At 38.7% G+C, this 17,516-nt stretch carries 12 protein-coding genes; 5 read left to right on the top strand and 7 right to left on the bottom strand.

Translation table 11 applies throughout. The features are described from left to right. Window positions 1-39: 39 nt before the first annotated feature. The 5 genes from CXF71_RS02305 to CXF71_RS02325 all read right to left on the bottom strand — a co-directional run bounded on the left by CXF71_RS02305 (window position 40) and on the right by CXF71_RS02325 (window position 5,265). Window positions 40-510, bottom strand: coding sequence for a hotdog fold domain-containing protein (locus CXF71_RS02305; RefSeq protein WP_101231380.1), 471 nt, complete (start codon window positions 508-510; stop codon window positions 40-42). 215 nt (window positions 511-725) lie between these two features. Continuing rightward, window positions 726-1,502, bottom strand: a complete 777-nt coding sequence (locus CXF71_RS02310) for a substrate-binding periplasmic protein (protein WP_101231381.1) — start codon at window positions 1,500-1,502, stop codon at window positions 726-728. A 148-nt stretch (window positions 1,503-1,650) separates the two neighbouring features. Continuing rightward, window positions 1,651-1,887, bottom strand: coding sequence for a hypothetical protein (locus CXF71_RS02315; protein ID WP_101231382.1), 237 nt, complete (start codon window positions 1,885-1,887; stop codon window positions 1,651-1,653). Between the two features lie 393 nt (window positions 1,888-2,280). Then, window positions 2,281-3,576, bottom strand: coding sequence for an SO2930 family diheme c-type cytochrome (locus tag CXF71_RS02320; protein ID WP_101231383.1), 1,296 nt, complete (start codon window positions 3,574-3,576; stop codon window positions 2,281-2,283). A 90-nt stretch (window positions 3,577-3,666) separates the two neighbouring features. Next, window positions 3,667-5,265, bottom strand: a complete 1,599-nt coding sequence (locus CXF71_RS02325; protein ID WP_101231384.1) for a parallel beta-helix domain-containing protein — start codon at window positions 5,263-5,265, stop codon at window positions 3,667-3,669. Between the two features lie 244 nt (window positions 5,266-5,509). Between CXF71_RS02325 and CXF71_RS02330 the strand changes: the two genes are divergently transcribed. Continuing rightward, window positions 5,510-6,526: an AraC family transcriptional regulator gene (locus tag CXF71_RS02330; protein WP_101231385.1), complete on the top strand. Its 1,017-nt coding sequence runs from the start codon at window positions 5,510-5,512 to the stop codon at window positions 6,524-6,526. 12 nt (window positions 6,527-6,538) lie between these two features. On the opposite strand, the gene CXF71_RS02335 is transcribed toward CXF71_RS02330, so the two are convergent. Continuing rightward, complete coding sequence (locus CXF71_RS02335) at window positions 6,539-8,395, bottom strand: TonB-dependent receptor (RefSeq protein WP_198559810.1); 1,857 nt, start codon at window positions 8,393-8,395, stop codon at window positions 6,539-6,541. A gap of 399 nt (window positions 8,396-8,794) precedes the next feature. Then, window positions 8,795-10,294 carry a Na+/H+ antiporter NhaC gene (gene nhaC / locus CXF71_RS02340; RefSeq protein ID WP_101231405.1) on the bottom strand — a complete coding sequence of 500 codons (1,500 nt, stop codon included), beginning with the start codon at window positions 10,292-10,294 and terminating at the stop codon, window positions 8,795-8,797. Between the two features lie 409 nt (window positions 10,295-10,703). Between nhaC and CXF71_RS02345 the strand changes: the two genes are divergently transcribed. The 4 genes from CXF71_RS02345 (at window position 10,704) to CXF71_RS02360 (ending at window position 17,176) form a co-directional block, all read left to right on the top strand. Continuing rightward, the gene (locus CXF71_RS02345; RefSeq protein ID WP_101231387.1) at window positions 10,704-11,612 is read left to right on the top strand and encodes a LysR substrate-binding domain-containing protein; all 909 of its coding nucleotides are present in this window, start codon (window positions 10,704-10,706) and stop codon (window positions 11,610-11,612) included. 212 nt (window positions 11,613-11,824) lie between these two features. Further along, window positions 11,825-12,955 (top strand): NAD/NADP octopine/nopaline dehydrogenase family protein, encoded by a 1,131-nt coding sequence (locus CXF71_RS02350; protein WP_232771349.1) that lies wholly within the window; start codon window positions 11,825-11,827, stop codon window positions 12,953-12,955. 34 nt (window positions 12,956-12,989) lie between these two features. Beyond that, window positions 12,990-14,402, top strand: coding sequence for a YfcC family protein (locus CXF71_RS02355; RefSeq protein WP_101231388.1), 1,413 nt, complete (start codon window positions 12,990-12,992; stop codon window positions 14,400-14,402). A 377-nt stretch (window positions 14,403-14,779) separates the two neighbouring features. Then, a complete protein-coding gene (locus CXF71_RS02360) occupies window positions 14,780-17,176 on the top strand; it encodes a TonB-dependent receptor (RefSeq protein ID WP_101231389.1) in 2,397 nt (798 codons plus the stop codon). Window positions 17,177-17,516: the final 340 nt, after the last annotated feature.

Consider the following 17,516-nt stretch of genomic DNA (forward strand, 5'->3'; position numbering starts at 1 on the left):
TTACGTGTCGAGGCGATAATTCGAGGAATAAGACTAAATTTATACTTTAGGCTTTTCAGATATCCAAAGCTTAATATTGCCCTTAACCACGACCACATTGTTGTCATCATAAGCGGTGATGTTTACGAACATATCGCCTGGCTGCCAATCATCTGGATTAACCTCTGCTACGCATCGAATATCACTACCCGCTTTTGCGGTGTAATCAACCGTCATGCCTTTTGGGATCCAACGTAGATGTTTAGGAACAGACGCTTCCGCCATTACCCCCATTGCCATTTCTAACCCATTACAAATTGCGATCACATGAACCGTTTTTATATGATTAAAAACCTTTTTTCTTTTTTTGATAATACAGGTGCACTGGTTAGGCACTAACTCTGAAATTTTAGGGCTAATCGTTGCAAAATAAGGCGCTATCCGGCTGACCATAATCGAAAATATTTTCTTGCCAAAAGGGTACTTTTCAAGTTTATGATATAGCGAGAGTGTTTTATTACTTGGGTTCATAATAGGCTTTTAACGTTATTTTAAGGATATATTTAATGGCTGGGTTAACTTAGCATTAGCTTGAATTATCCACAAACAAATACCCTTGTATTTACTATTCTTGCTGTGAATATGAGTACTGTGAGTTAACGCTCGATGATACCCCGTTAAATTAATATCAATGATTACCACGTTAAATACTTATAAAAATGTTTAATCAGATGATGATCTTGTACCTAATGGATTAAACTCACCATATTTTTTTTCCATTTATCCCTAATACCGAACAATACACCGCGCTTCTCCAACACTTTCATTGCATGAATAAGATTATCTACAATTTTTTGCTCTGTGTTCAAACTACAAGCGAAATGAAAGTTCAACGTCAATTCTTTGAATTGAAATACATTTATATATTTTGATTTATCTTCTAAAGCCTTTAATCTATGTTTGAGTAAATCATCATTAAGAACCACTAAATCTATATGGCGACTAGGTAAGTCCAATAATTTTAATAACGCATCATAGTTATTTACCACGTAAAGATTTTCGTTTTCTACAAAGCCTTTGGCTAATAAAAAATGGTGAGTTACATCATCGCGTATCACCGCAATATTATATTTTTTAGCGGCTTGTATAGTAGGAATAACTATCTGGCTATTTTTAAGTGAATAAAGAGAGATTGTACTTGAAGCAATATGTCCGACCCACTTAAACAATGACTCACGCTGAGGGATTCGGGCAAGGGAATATATGCAGGTGTTTTTTTCGTGTTTCGCTCTACTAAAAGACAATGCCCATGGGTAGGCCGATATCTCATATGTATACTGAGATTCTTTTAACGTTGCCTCAACTATTTCTGTTGAAAACCCTGTTATGGAATCCCCACTAACAATTTGATAAGGCGCTAAATGCTCGGTAAGTATGTTGAGCTTAGCTGACAATACTTGCCCACTAAAAAACCCAAGGAAGACGACCAAACCTACAGTGAAGGTGTCCTTTATTTGCATCATAAATACTATGCTACCTGCTCTATCGTATTGCAAACTATAGCTTACAAGCCTTAATAAATCATTTAGGGGTGTCTTGCACCCGACAAAAAAAAGCGACTATTCTAAGAGTAAGTCGCTTTTTTCACACTATCAGATGAATATTTGCACGTTATCTAATAGTAATACTAGGGTCTGTGTTTATATCACCGTCGGCATCAATCACAGCCACTTTACTGTCACATAGTAAGATAGCCATAGGATTTGTATTGCTGTCTCTAATATAAGCTAGGTCATAACCGAAATTATTTAAACTAGCTGAGGCAAACTGCTGTGGAATTGTTAACTGATTCCATAGCGCCGATCTACTGGGTGATGAGTGACGTCTATCTAAAGTTGTATTATCCATAATAACATCCCTATATTAATTCCATTTAGTGATGTGAATATAGGGTGTTTAATTGGATAAGTAAATGAATCCATTTTAATCAGATGAAATAATTGTTCAATAAATATAATTTCGACTTACTCAGCTATATTTTTTCAATAATAATAGCTAAAAACAACCTACGACATTGAAAAAATTAAGTACATTTTTATCCTTGCATCAAATCCTGGTAAGCCTATGGCCATATCAACAACCTGCTCCAAGATAACAATAACGTCAGCCGGTTTTTTGGTACAACACTCTTTTGAGAGTTATCTAAAGAAGCTTGGTACTGCTGACTAGATTTTTCAGAAAAAAAAGCAGAGCAATTAACATCACTCTGCTTGATAAACTTGAATATATTTACAACAACTATTAAGGGTTCGAACAATCAGCCAAAGAAAGGTATTTTATCCAGTAATTAATTAAAGTGACACCTTCTGTATGGATAGTACTTCTGCCCAGTTCAGGCATACGATGTCGCTGTTCATTGGTACTCATTCTAAATAATAAGTACGATTTATCAGGACTTCCTGGGATAACATCAGCAGGATAGTCTGCGTGACCACCAGCAACAGCTACCTTACAAACACCAAAACGTTGTGGATTTTCGGCATAGTCACGGTTGTATTCCACTTGTAAACCACTACCGCCAGCAGGCCCTGCGTAGTTTTCTTCAGGAAGTGTTAATTCAGAACGATGACAATGAGCACAGTTAACATCAAGATAAGCTCTTGCTGTATCCATCACCTGTTCATGAGGTAGTGTCTCAATATCAAGATCATCGTTAAACAGATCTATTTTATCGACTGTGGATAGATCCGAAGGTAAACCAATTAATACCTGATTATCAGCCAAATATTGTAGTTGATTTGCCGTACTGTCATCGTAGACGTGGTCAATGTTAAGATTACGTGCCTTAGGACCAATAGGTTTAAATATTGGCTGTCGAGTATCATCCTGATCTTGAATTAACGGTACTACTGAATGACAACTGGTACAGGCAGAAGCTTTGGGTACTGAATAGCTAAAGTTTTTTACTTCACCTTTGTGCGTTGTGGTCATATTCTCGATAATTTTACCGGTTATGGCAATCTTTGCATCTGAAGTGTCTGCCCAGTAATAAGGGCGAGCTACCCAACCACTCTCTCGGTGGATCAATAACCTAGTTTCAATAATGAGTTCTTCACCATCGCGATTAGCGGTATCTACTGGCATGGTAAATGTTTTGACCAAAACACTACCAACAGGAAAGTCGAGAACTTCATCCTGTGTATAATTAATTTGCTTTCCTTCTGGAATAAAAGCAAATCGATATTTTGACGCGTAATCAGTAAATAGTGGTACGGCGAGATTGAAAGCAACACCACCATTTGTTGGATTTTCAGTTGGATTCATACTGTCTTGAAATAAGTTGTAATCAGATAAGTTGCGACAAGTTTCTGTCATCAATGCATTCCAATTAACCCCTTCAGTTTCTATATCACAGTCGCCCTGAGTGTCGTTGGGGCCACCTGCATCAGTGTTTATAACATTAATAACAGCAGGGATCGTTTCAATAGGGTCTGGAATTTCATTACTTTCACCACCACCACAAGCAGACAGAAATAAGCCGGTGATACCAGCGAATAATAAATTACGTGACTGCTGATATTTATTTATATTTATCATAGTAATTACCACTTTATTTAAAGCTGGCGTTATGTTGTTTACGCCAGCTGGTTTTATATTTAGTGCTTAATGTTAACTAATTGCTTAGTGTTATAAAGCACAAGCCAGTGTGGCAATATCATCCCCATTACAGCCGTATTTTTTCCCTCTGAAAGTGACAACTGCAGGTGAAAGTCTCGGTTGCGTACAGTTAAGGAGATTGCTATTTCCTTGTACCTTATCAAAATCGAGAGTAGGTGTAGTAGGGTCGGTGGTGAAAACAACGCCGATATTTACATCAGCGAATTCTAGTGACGATGCAGCAGAGTTACTATCAATATTATCACTGGCACAAACAAGATCCTGAGCAGTATAAGGGTCGTAATTAACACCATCGGCTAAAGCATCGGTTCCAACGATAGCGTTAAATCCGCCAATAAATCCTGAGTTAGCTAACGATTCACCTATACCACCATAAAGAATAGCTGGCATAGTTTGTCCTAACATCAAGGTATAACCAGCAACGATATCGGTAATCAAATCACCGCGTGGGTTAGCGCCAGATCGTGAAATACTGTTGTCGTGTATATTAATATTCTTAGTGAGTGGTGACCAACCATTGGCCATAGTTGCACCATAGGTAGTCGGGTAAGAAGCAACATCATCATTGGCTAAGAAATAGCTAGCGACTTCAATAGAGGAGGTTTCATTGTTAGTGAACTTATTATTGTAAATTTCGACATCACTGACTGAAAATATTAATGTACCCGTGCCTGGCGGTACGATGCCAACGGCGCCTGAACCAACATTTTCTGCATTGTTAGCGATAACATCATTATGAAAAATACGAATATTACCGCCATATGCTTGAGTCAAACCAGGCAGGTCAAAGGCAAGAATACCGCCAGTATTTCCTATCGCAACATTGTCATAAACATCAGCCATGGTAGAGTTTTCAATTTCGATTCCCGCAACATTATTTTTTGCTACATTATCTCGAATAACGATATTATTAGATTGACCGACATAAATTCCAGCATCGGCTGAACCATAAGCATAATTGTGCTCAATAATAACGTTTTGGCTTTGCAGCGGATAAAGACCATAGGCGCCATTATTTTCTTCTAGTGCCCCATTCCATACAGTGCCGGTATAAGCAATGTAAACACCATTAGCACTGACTACCTTAATGCCATTTTTATTTGCCTCGAGCACACTAAAATCTCTAATCGATATGTCAACACCACCTTCGAATCGAATGGCATCATCACCTGTTGAATCAGTAAAATCTAAGATTGTTTCATTGATCCCGTAACCGGTTAGGGTAAAGTTTTCTGTTGCTGCAATCGCGATGGTTTCAGATACTATGAAATTTCCTTGAGGCAGTACAACAGTTGAGCCTGCGGGTACTTCAAATAAGGCCAGCACTAGCTCATCTGTTATATCCTCGCCGTCTACAGCATAGGGTTGTACAAAAATAGCGTCGGCTGGAAAGGCGAATCCAGAGCTGGTAACCATAGATGCATCTGTAGTTCCATCGGCACCATCTGCCCCGACTGTGCCTGCTGCCCCATTTATGCCATCGATACCGTTTGCACCATTAACTCCATCGTCGCCACCGCATCCTGCTAGTGTCATACTTGCTAAAATAGCGGAGAAAACCAAAGATTTCTTCCAATGCTTTTTGTCAATAATGCAGTTATTAATCATAGTATTATCTCTATTATTATTATGAATTTATGTTCTTATTTTTGGGATTAAATAAACATAGAACAGACCAAAAAAAATCAGAGCAGGATGGGGTTATATCCTTGTCCTTCTCCATTATTTCTGTTGATTCAAATCCTATTTACAACTTAATTGCAATCACAATAGCCCTAATGCTATACTTTTTAAATGACTAACTATTACAATATTATGATTGTTACTTACTTGTAACAACAAAGGATAATGAATGAAGTTGGGTGATATTTCGGTTTCATATCTCGAGATTATTGCTAAGACGATGGCACGATTAGATTTTGATGTGTCAGATATTTTCACGCAATATTTATTAAGCCCTGTAGTTATTGCATCCCCCGATGCACGCATCAGTATTCCCAAGCTTATGCATATTGGTCATGCCTGCATTCGCCTAACAGGGATTCCTTGGCTGGGGCTAGAAATGGGGCGGATGACTGCACCAACCAATTTAGGCATGTCTGGATTAATAGCTATATCCGCACATGATCTTAGGCAAGCATGTAGCGCGATTGCCGACTACGAAGTATTAAGTAGTTTTAACGTGCGTGGTCAATCGAAATTTTACCTCGATCAAGGCGAAGGCCTCAACGATGGCATACTCGAATTTTATTCGCTCAGTCCCTACAATGAATATAACTACTTTGTGGTCGATTCGGTGCTGTCGGGCTGGATGTATATTATTGCCAGCCTCGTAGGTTCTAATAGTGCGGTAAAAAAGGTTTGTTTTGAATTCCCAGAACCGATTTACAGTTATAAATATTGCGAGTTTTTTGATTGTGAGGTGTTGTTTAATCAGCCCGCTAACAAATTAGTGATCAATGGGGATTGGCTTAACCGGACTTGCCTCAATAGCTGTCAGTCAGTTTACCAGTTGCTCAAACGTCAGGCTGATAGTGAACTTGCTAATGTGCAGCTGGGACTAAGCTTTACAGAAAAAGTGACTCGGGCAATCACACCTTTACTCAACAAATCAATTCCTACTCTCGACCAGGTAGCTGAACAGCTCAATGTTGCCCCCTGGACTATACGTCGTAAATTAATTGACGAAGGGGGAAGTTTTCAAAAATTACTAAATGAGACGCGACGCGACTTGGCAATAAGTTACATGAGTAGAACTAAGTTATCGCTAGGAGAAATCACCTATTTGTTGGGTTTTGGTTCTCCAACCGCGTTCCAACACGCATTTAAACGCTGGACAGGAAAAGCGCCTGGAAGTTATAGACGCTAATATATGGGATAGTTATTTAAAACTCCAGCGTAGACCTACTTCTATTTCTCTTCCTGTGCCAGGCACACCGTAAAAGTTGTTAGCATTTTGAATAGCAGGTGTGGTGTACTCTTTGTCGGTGATATTACGTAAGTTACTATACAGCTGAAATTCTGGGTTGATTTGGTAATGGATATGCGCATTGAACAAGCTGTAACCACCCCAGTCTTTATAGCCCTCTACCGTAGTGTTAGAGTCACGACGGCTACCGTGGTAACGACCACTTAAACTGGCGGTAACTTGTTGAGCCTCGTAGATAAGACTTACACCCAACAATTCTTCTGCATCGTTATTATTTACCAGTGGTGATTTAAATAAGTGGCTGAGATCAGCGCGCAACTGCCAATCGACTAAAAAAAACCACTGCCACTCCACTTCGACTCCATTCATGTATTGTGTTTTACCATTAACAAAGGTACTGGGTCCCACTGTATTGTAATATTCCACTGCGTCGATAATTTCAGTATTAAACAAACTGACACTGCTGTAATACTGGGTTCCTGTTTGAGACCAAACTAGCTCAAATGTTTTGGATATTTCAGGGGTTAAATTTGGATTACCGAGCTGCACGGCATTGTTTTTAATGCTTAACTCATTGCGCGAGGGCGCGCGAAACGCTTCACCATACAACAGTTTTAAACTATTGTTGGCATCAGCCTGCCAGATCAAGCCTAAGCGCGGGCTGACATGGCCTTCCACGTCTGAATAACTATCTTTGCGTACGCCTAGGATATAGGTCAAGTCTTGAGACAGTTCATCTTGCCACTGCATGTACCAAGCGTTCACCCGTCGAGTCTCGGTACTGAAAGCTTCCACAGGAGGATTGGACGGGGCAGGAAAAAATTGTAAGCTCAAATCAACCTGGTCCATGCTGTTACGTGTGTGATCAAAACCGAGTAAGGCACTTGCGCTGCCCTGATGCCACAGCAGTTGATTATCAATGCCGCTATCATTGCCCTTGATGGACGCATGCACCAAAACCAATGGCTCTTTGGCCGCCAAATATTGGGACGGCTGGTAAAGGTAAGGCGAATTATAAAGCCGGCTACTTAATTCCCAGTTTTCATTGAATACATGCTGGTAATGCAAGGAAAAAAAATGGCTGTTGCTTTCAAACCTATTGAAGGTATCGCTGGCAATACCCGCAAAATAACCACCATCCGTGGATTGCTTCACTAAACGGACTTGTAAGCCCAAGCCACCGCCAACATCATCACTCCAGTGGCCACGCCAATAAAGACTCTGTTGTTCTATTTTTTGCTGGCTGTTAATAAAGCTGGCCGTAACCGGATCATAAATACTGCGATCCTCGCCGTCGATGGTATGTGATTCAACCGATAGATTACTGTCAAAGTTGCCGATCTCTGCACTGATATTCATACTGGCTTGTCGTTGCCCAAAGCTGCCAGCACTGACATCAGCTTCATTTAGACCACTAGCAGTTATCACATTAACTACCCCAAGAAATGCATTAGCACCATAAATCGCCGATCCTGGGCCACGTAAAAACTCCACCCTTTCAACATTTTTCATTGACACAGTTAACTCAGTAACACCAACACTACCAAACAAGTCATGATTAAGGCGTATGCCATCAAGTAATACCAAAACTTCGCGCGAATTAGCGGCTAGACGACGACTTCGGCTTGAGTAAGACTGAGAATTACCATCGGAGTTATAATTTTGATAACCCGGCACATGACTCATCAATGCTTCCAACGTGCTGACACCGAGTTGTTGAATTTGCTTACGGGTGAAGACTGTTATTGAAGCGGGCACGGTTTGCAGCGTTTGATCGGATAGGGTTGCAGAGGTTACGTTTATCTCCATCAACTCCTCCAGTGACATGGAAAATAACTGGTCAGTTACCTGATCGGCACCATAGAGCATGGGTGATATTAGTAAACCTGCGCTGAAGAGGTAGTGTAATCGCAAAGGAGTTCACTCTATGTTGTTCCATGTACCATGAGTATAGATGAGTCTTTGGCGTTTGGAGCGAAGGTAAACCTATGCATAAGTTAGCAATAAAAATCAGATATTAATGTTATGTGTTGATGATGTCCCATCAACACATGAAACAAGCCTAAAAGACTTGTTTAAGTCCCTTTGATATTTGTCTGTTGTTGCTGCAAGCGGTTTTCCAGTGAGTATTTTATTAAAAATTGTAGACCCTCAATATGTATAAGGTTTTTCAATATCATTCTATTTTTCTTTTACTCGTATAATGGCTTAACATGACTTTATAACGGTACATGCTTCACTTGCAGGTTTGTCTTGAGTATCTACACTGATGAGTTTTTTAATTTTGAAACCAATAAACCCATAAATTATGGCTAATATAGGATTGATCAAATTAAAGAAACAATAAAAGATATAATCTAAAGGATTCACTAACAAGACACTGTACATATAGGCACCACAGGTATTCCATGGAATTAATGGTGAAGTGATGGTACCGGCATCTTCCAACGTGCGGCTTAACACCACTGGATGTAATCCTCTGCGCTGATATTCTTCTTTATACATTCGTCCCGGCATAACAATTGCCATATATTGATCCGCAGTAACTAAATTAGTACCGATACAAGTTACCACTGTACTGGCAATTAAACTTCCCGTCGTTTTTGCAGCTTTTAATATCACATCTAGAAATTTTCTCAGCATACCCAAATGTTCAAGTACCGAGCCAAAACTTAATGCACAGATAATTAACCACACGGTATTAAGCATACTCGACATGCCGCCACCACTCAGTAGAGCATTGAGCTTTAAATCGCCGGTAGCAATAGCAACGCCATCAAACAAAGTAGTCCAAACCACGGTTAAGTTAGCTAAGAATACTGAATCAGTATTCTTAGCTAAATTAAGAATAAGCTCTTGCTGAAAAATCATTGCGCAGATGGCACCCACGATAGCGCCTATTGAAACCGCAGGAAAAGCTGGAACCTTCCTTATCGCCAGAGTCAACAAGACGAATAATGGTATTAAGTTAACAGGACTGATGGAGAAATTTTTGGCCAATTGTTCGTTTAATTCAGTAATTGCTTGGCTCGATACCGTTGCTGATTCTGAAAAACCAAGCAGTAAAAATAAAATTAAAGCGATCGAAATAGATGGGATTGTAGTCCAAAGCATGTAGCGAATATGGGCAAAAAGTTCACTTCCGGCAATTGCAGGTGCTAAATTTGTTGTTTCAGACAATGGTGATATTTTATCGCCAAAGTAGGCACCTGAAATGACCGCACCTGCGGCTATTTCTGGAGATAACCCTAAGCCCTGAGCAATTCCCAGTAAGGCAACACCGATCGTGGCCGCTGTTGTCCAAGAACTACCAATACTCATCGCGACAATACCGCAAATTATGCAGGTGGCCGCATAAAACCACTCGGGCGATAGGATCTGTAATCCATAATAAATCATGGTGGGTACAGTACCCGACAGCAGCCATGTACCAATTAAAGAGCCAACGGCAAGAAGAATTAATATTGCACCGAGCGAAAGAGAGATACCATGAACAATCGCTTTTTCAATTGAATGCCAGGTAAAGCCATTCTTTAAACCAATAACGATGGCTAGACCCATACTAAGTAACAACGCTATTTGATTAGGTCCATAAGATGAATTGTCACCAAAAGTACTTACCGAAGCGGTAAGTAATACAATCAATAAAATGACGGGAATTGTAGCGTCGAGCATAGTGGGTAACTTTGTTTCATTGAGATTTTTCATCATTTTTTTATACCTAAACAGGCTCTTTAACTACAAGATTGTGGCTAAACATGCAGGTAATTTAGTTTCAGTGCAAGTGAAAATTATTTCGTTTGATAGGGATTTATCATAACTTAATTATCAATTGTGGATAGTTATGCATATTAATTGTTTAACCATAATTTTCGTAATCAATCGCTAGCCACTTATTCGCATGGATATCAGTAACAATGGTGCTTTCAGCTTAACTGACAAACTACCCATATGATAAAAGTGAAAATATTTTTGCTCTGATTGTCATTGATAATACTCTGCGGTTAAATACATTCTTTACTCGATATGGACTATAGACTTCGGTATTTTTTGGCTATTGTAATGCTTAATTAATTTTGCAATATTAAGCTTCCACAATTTAGCGGATTATCTAAGTATGCAATTTCAACAACTTAATGCATTTAAAGCGGTTTATGAATTAGGAACAGTGACTGCGGCTGCCGATTATATTCATATCACTCAGCCAGCAGTTAGCCGTTTAATCGCTAGCTTAGAGAGAAATATAGGCTTTGAGCTTTTTCAACGAGTAAAAGGTCGCTTATTACCTTCAGAAAAAGGCAAAGCTTTTTATATCGAAGTATCAAAAGCTTATGGTGCTCTCGAATCACTTTCTGACAGTGCTTCAGATATTAAAAATAGCAGCTTTGGCAGCCTCCATATTGCTGCATTCCCAATGTTATCGAGTAATTTTTTACCTAAACTTTTAGGTAAATTTCTTTCAAATAATAAAAATTTACATTCTTCATTAAAAACTTACCGCTCTGAAGAAGTGCTAAGACGAACAGCATTACAGTCATGTGATATCGGCTTTGCTTTGTTACCTGAAATCACTGAAGGAGTAACAAGTATTAAAGTTGAATGCAATTGTGTGTGTATTTTACCCCAAGATAGCCCACTTGCTGCACACTCTGTTATTACACCTAGCGATCTTGAAGGGCATGCGATTATTAGTTGCGAAAAAGATCATACTCAGCAACAGGTCGATAAAGCGTTTAAAAAAGCTAAGATAAAACGTAATGAAGTTGCCGAGGTGTCGTTAGCGATAGCCATAGTCAGTTTAGTGTCTGAGGGCGTTGGTGCTTCAATTGTTGACCCTTTCTCTGCAAAATATACAACAAGTAATAGTGCCGGTATATTGATTAAAGAATTTGAACCTTCAATACCTTTTAGATTTTTTATCTTATTGCCCTCATTACGAGCAACATCTGAAATTGTTGACCAATTTATTGAGCTTTTCTTTCAAGAAGCTAAAAATTCCGGCATTGAACTAATACGCTCAAAATAACAAAAAAACAGCCACGATATAATAAATAAGCATTTACCATTTTTTACCGTCAAACACACATATTCATACTCACTTGTTTATTAACAATTAAATATTACAACGCAAGGCGTCATATAACATTTAAACATAGGTCTTGTTTGTACAAGCATTAGACAACTTTGTCTCTGCTCATTAAAGTTTAAATCATCATTATACTAATTTGATTAAATAAAGTGACTATAGATAATACCAAAGTAACTCAAAAAGTAGCCGTATTTGGCGCAGGTAATGCAGGTTTAACTGCGGCTTATCATTTTACTCAGCAAGGTTGTCAGGTTGCTTTGTATGGGTCTGCAGGTTTTGATGAACAAATTCATGCTATTTCTGTTGATGGCGGCATAACGTCTTTATCCCAATACCATGGCGTTTCATTAGATTACCCAGGCTTTGAATTTGTCGATTGCCTAACGACTGATATTAAACAAGCAATCGCCTATTCAGATATTCTTATTTTACCTGTGCCTTCTTTTGCGCAGGTGCCGTTATTTAAAGAAATGCTACCGCATTTAACTGACAATCAAACTATTGTGTTAATGCCTGGAAATTATGGTTCATTAGTGCTTAACCAATTAAAAAAAGATTTAGGTTATCAAGCACTGAAACTTACCTTTGTTGATGCTATCTCAATTCCTTGGGCTACGCGTATTACAGGAAATGCAGAAATTGCTATTTTGGGAATGAAGTCATTTTTACCTATCGCGGCATTACCAGCGAGTAAAACCGATGAGGTGCTAGCATTACTACAACCTATATTTCCATTAAAGCTAACAGCACTTGCCAATGTTATTGCTGTGGGCTTAGAAAACATCAATTTTGGTGGTCACCCGTTAATGACCACGTTAAATATTGGTTTGTTGGAAAATTTTCCTGGCAAGTTTAACTACTATACCGATTGTTGCTCACCAGCCACGGCGAAAGCCTGTGCAAAAATGGATAAAGAGCGGTTGGCTGTTGGAGACGCAATGGGTTTAACACTTAAGTCCGAATTACAGGCCATGAATGAGTTATATAATATGGATGCACAGAGTGTTTATGAGTTAAATAAAACCTCTGAAACTCATGGCAATGTAAATAGTGCTCCTGATTCATCAAAAAATCGTTATATTACTGAAGATGCACCTTATTTACTGGTGCCTTGTGTTGAGTTTGCCAAGTTAATGAATATTGACACGCCAATTGTAACAGCGGTATTACATTTAACTAATGCCTTTAACGAGACCGATTATTTTAGTCAGGGGCGAACGCTTGAAAAAATGGGTCTGAGCAATATGACTATGTCTGAAATCACTACGGCAGTCAGTTAAATAAACTAAATGACCAATGAGTTAGGTTCAAATTATGAAACTTAAAATCACACTACCTTCTGTTTATACAATATTATTTTTACTCATCATATTGGTAGCTGCGCTAACTTGGATAATACCGGCTGGCCAATATAAAATGGTCAATAATGAATTATTAGGCAAATTAGTACCTGTTTCAGGCTCATACCACCAAGTTGAAAGCAGCCCACAGAGTTTTACCGATATTTTATTAGCGCCCATTAAAGGTTTCTACGATCCTGTAACCAATCAAGCTAGAGCAATCGATGTCGCTTTATTTGTATTAATCATTGGTGGTTTTTTTGGTGTCGTCAATAAAACTAAAGCGATTGAAAGTGGTATTTTTCAAATTACTAAAAAACTTAAAGGCAGAGAAATCTGGATGATACCAACACTAATGGGCTTTTTTGCTTTAGGTGGCACCATTTTTGGTATGGCGGAAGAAACATTGCCTTTTTATACCTTAGTGATCCCGGTCATGATCGCTGCAGGATATGACAGTATTACCGGCGTTGCCGTTGTTATGATTGGCGCAGGAGTGGGCGCTTTGGGTTCAACAGTCAATCCTTTTGCTACCATCATCGCCTCAAATGCAGCACAAGTTAGCTTTACTGATGGCTTAGCATTGAGGATTGTTATCTTGATTCTCGCTTGGTTACTTTGTGTTGTTTATGTCATGAGGTATGCAAAAAAAATCAAAGAAAATCCCGAACTATCACTAGTTGCCAACCATAAATTAGCTAACGAAAAATATTTTTTGCATCACTCAATAAGTACAACAGATAAATCTTTATCCATACAACAGAAGCTAGTGTTAACGGTTTTACTCTTAGTGTTTGTCGTTATGGTGATTGGCGTTTCATATAGTAATTGGTGGATGGCAGAAATTTCAGCGCTATTTATTGCCGCGACATTAGTGGTAGCTGTGGTTGCCAAAATAAATGAGCAAACATTAACCGTTAGCTTTATTGATGGTGCCAAAGAATTATTAGGTGTCGCCTTCATTATCACCTTAGCACGGGGATTGGTTGTGGTAATGGATGAAGGCAATATTACTCATACCTTTTTATTTTATGCTGAAAATTTGCTAAGTGACCTTTCACCTATTGTTTTTATCAACGCAATATACGGGGTTGAATCGTTTTTATCGTTGCTGATCCCTTCGTCCTCAGGGTTAGCGGTATTATCTATGCCTGTTTTAGCGCCACTTGCTGATTTTTCAAACGTACCTAGAGAACTTGTTGTTACGGCATATCAAGCAGCATCTGGTTTACCAAATTTAGTTACTCCTACTTCCGCTATTGTCATGGGAGGTCTGGCTCTAGGGCGCGTTTCATATAGCACTTGGTTAAAATTTATTGCGCCCTTATTAGCGATGATAATTCTGCTGGTGATGATCATGCTTAGTGTTGGCGTTGTATTGAGCTAAATAATCTAGCAAATAAATGAATTTTTTAATTAAACAGAAGGATAAAAAAGAGATTTTAATAAAAATGGGGGAGAAAACTGTAAAAATATTAACTTATTTTTGCTTATTTATGGTTTTTTGACTTTAAAGATTTAGTTCTTAATTTGAGCCGTAATATTAATTGAGCGCTTGATAACTTAATAACAGTTACCTTTTTTATTTGATAGTTAAGCGTTAATAGTTATTCAATAAAAACACATAAATCCATGCAGCCCTTTATTTAAAGGGATTTAATGAAGACAGTTATCTTTATTTATGACATGCTATTTGCACATAACATTAAGAAGCAATAATAAAAATGGTCATTAGCCATATAAATTGCATTTAAGGAACTACACATGAAGAGAAAAAATTCGCAGGTATTTAAAAAGTCAGCTTTATGCATAGCACTTAGCTCGGCATTGGCTGTACCGACTTATAGTTACGCAGAAGAAAGCGCGATACAAGGCATTGAAAAGATTCAAGTTACTGCCTCTCGCCGTGCATCAACAGTGCAAGAAGCACCGTTAAATATTACCGCACTTGATGCTGATGTGATGAAAGACCAAAACATATCACAGTTATCTGACGTCGCTCGTTGGGTGCCTGGTTTGAGTGTTGCCGATCAAGGTGGTCGAAGTGGCTCTCCTATTATTGTTCGTGGGTTAAATACTAATTCATCAGGCCCAGGCTCTGATGGTGGAACTGTTGCGACTTACCTTGGTGAAATCCCACTTGTGGTTGATATGAAGCTCATCGATGTTGAACGAGTTGAAGTATTGATTGGTCCACAAGGTACTTTATATGGTGCGGGCACATTAGGTGGCGCTATCCGCTATTTACCCAATAAACCGATATTAGACGAAACCTCTGGTTCACTTTACGGCGATGTTTTTACTTTATCTGAAAGTGATGATATCGGTGGTGAAGCCGGCTTTGTTTTTAACGCACCACTGATTGACGACGAATTAGCTGTGCGTTTTGCTGTTAATTATCTTGATGAACCTGGCTATGTTGATTACAACTATGTGGTTCGCGAAGGTGGTGTTTCATTACCTGATCCTGATTGGTCTGATGCAGACGACGTAAATGCGAATCTAAAACAAGTTAAAGACGCTAACTTCGAGCAAACAACTACTGCCAAAGCGATGATTCGCTGGCAGCCTAATGACACTTTTGATGCAACCTTATCGTACTTTTATCAAAAACAAGAAATTGGTGGTCGCTCTATTGTTCATAATAACAGCTTAAGTGAGAGCAACCCATTATCTGCTGTCATGGGAGAATATGAATCAGCTTATCGTTATCAAGAACCAAGAGATAAGGAAGACACTTTACTGAGCTTAGAGATGTCTATTGATTTAGGTTTTGCAGAATTAACGTCAGCAACGGGCTATTCAGAATTTGAAGCGCTTGGGCAACGAGATCAAACCGATTTACTTATTCGCTTAGATTATAGCTATGAAGAATTCCCTGGCTTCTCAGCCTTTACCCGAGAAGTAGATGAATCTGAAAACTTCACCCAAGAAATCCGCTTAGTATCAACGGGTGATTCAGCATTATCTTGGATTGTCGGCGCTTATTACAACAAAAATGAAAGCTTTGGTGATAGTCGTGAATATACACCAGGCTTCGATCAATATGCTGTTGATAACTGGGGGGCAGAGCAATTACGTCCAGATTCATTAGAGTATGTTTCGGTAGATAAAACCGAAACGACAGAATCAGCTCTTTTCGGTGAGATCACTTATAGCGTGACTGATAAATTAACCTTGATGTTGGGAGCACGATTCTATCAATACGATGTAGTCGCCCGATCTGATTCTGATTTACCTTTATTAAACACTATATATGACGCGAGTTATGATCCAACATTAATTGATTTAAATCTGGTTGAGTCTTCAGCTGACGATGACGGTAGTTTATTTAAAATTAACACGAGTTATCAATTCAGTGATGACATAATGGCCTACGTAACAGTGAGTGAAGGCTTCCGCATTGGTGGTTCTAACGGGATCCCTGCATGTGCCGAAGATCTTGGCCAGCAGCAAAATATTTGTGCTCAACCAGACGAGATATTGTATGAGCCAGATACCACCACTAACTATGAGCTAGGTTTTAAGAGTACTTGGTTTAGTAACCAACTACATTTTAATGCCGCACTATTTATGGTTGAATGGCAAAATGCCCAAATAGCAGGCGCAACGGAAGTGGGTCAACAACCTTATACTTCTAATGCAGGAGAAGCTGAAGCATCTGGTATTGAAATATCATCACGCGCGATGTTAAGTGATAGCCTAATGGCCTATGCAACTTATGCTTATACTAACGCTGAATTAACCACTGATGCGCCTGGGATTGGTGCAGAAAGTGGTGATCGATTACCTGGCTCACCTGAGCAACAATTTTCACTCGGTGCAACTTATTCCACTGAGGTATTTGATGGTATCGGTTTAGATATTAACTATGGTTTAACTTATCAAAGTGATGTCTATTCTAAAGTAGGACTACGTGATAATGGTGAAGCTTTACCTAGCTATTCATTAAGCAATACATCGGCACGATTTTCTGATGATGTATGGTCGGTAACCTTATACGTTGATAATATGTTTGATAAGTATGCTTATAGCTCGGTTCGTCGTGATGTTGGTGATATAACCACCTCGAATGACCCAGCAATACAACGTAACTACGGACATTATTTAATTACGCCGCGTAAAGTAGGTGTACGCTTCGAATACTTGTTTGATATGTAAGTTTTTACTTAACAGATAGCATAAAAAAGGCACGGCATTATTTTAAGTTTAATAATACCGTGCCTTTTTAATATCTATTTTAATCATAACCTTAAGTAATAATTAACACTTTAGAATATGTTGTTTTTGTGATGAAAATGGCAAGATGAATGAACACCCCTTATCGAAATCAATAACACAGCATTTAAGCCTTTTAAACTCGCTCTTCTGGAGTTTGTCAGAGAGCCACTAACCGCAAAAACGCATTTGATGTAGAATGACGAGATCTAAAAAATGTAATTTGTTATTGAACCTCTGACATAGTTCTGAGGTGTAAATAAATTTAATAGAATTGGTATAA

Source organism: Colwellia sp. 12G3, assembly GCF_002836775.1.
In the GTDB taxonomy this organism is placed as follows: Bacteria; Pseudomonadota; Gammaproteobacteria; order Enterobacterales; family Alteromonadaceae; genus Colwellia.

Excerpts from the sequence above, each read along its gene's own strand:
- CXF71_RS02305 (WP_101231380.1), bottom strand. The coding sequence starts at position 510 with ATGAACCCAAGTAATAAAACACTCTCGCTATATCATAAACTTGAAAAG.
- CXF71_RS02310 (WP_101231381.1), bottom strand. The coding sequence starts at position 1,502 with ATGATGCAAATAAAGGACACCTTCACTGTAGGTTTGGTCGTCTTCCTT.
- CXF71_RS02315 (WP_101231382.1), bottom strand. The coding sequence starts at position 1,887 with ATGGATAATACAACTTTAGATAGACGTCACTCATCACCCAGTAGATCG.
- CXF71_RS02320 (WP_101231383.1), bottom strand. The coding sequence starts at position 3,576 with ATGATAAATATAAATAAATATCAGCAGTCACGTAATTTATTATTCGCT.
- CXF71_RS02325 (WP_101231384.1), bottom strand. The coding sequence starts at position 5,265 with ATGATTAATAACTGCATTATTGACAAAAAGCATTGGAAGAAATCTTTG.
- CXF71_RS02330 (WP_101231385.1), top strand. The coding sequence starts at position 5,510 with ATGAAGTTGGGTGATATTTCGGTTTCATATCTCGAGATTATTGCTAAG.
- CXF71_RS02335 (WP_198559810.1), bottom strand. The coding sequence starts at position 8,395 with ATGGAGATAAACGTAACCTCTGCAACCCTATCCGATCAAACGCTGCAA.
- nhaC (WP_101231405.1), bottom strand. The coding sequence starts at position 10,294 with ATGAAAAATCTCAATGAAACAAAGTTACCCACTATGCTCGACGCTACA.
- CXF71_RS02345 (WP_101231387.1), top strand. The coding sequence starts at position 10,704 with ATGCAATTTCAACAACTTAATGCATTTAAAGCGGTTTATGAATTAGGA.
- CXF71_RS02355 (WP_101231388.1), top strand. The coding sequence starts at position 12,990 with ATGAAACTTAAAATCACACTACCTTCTGTTTATACAATATTATTTTTA.
- CXF71_RS02360 (WP_101231389.1), top strand. The coding sequence starts at position 14,780 with ATGAAGAGAAAAAATTCGCAGGTATTTAAAAAGTCAGCTTTATGCATA.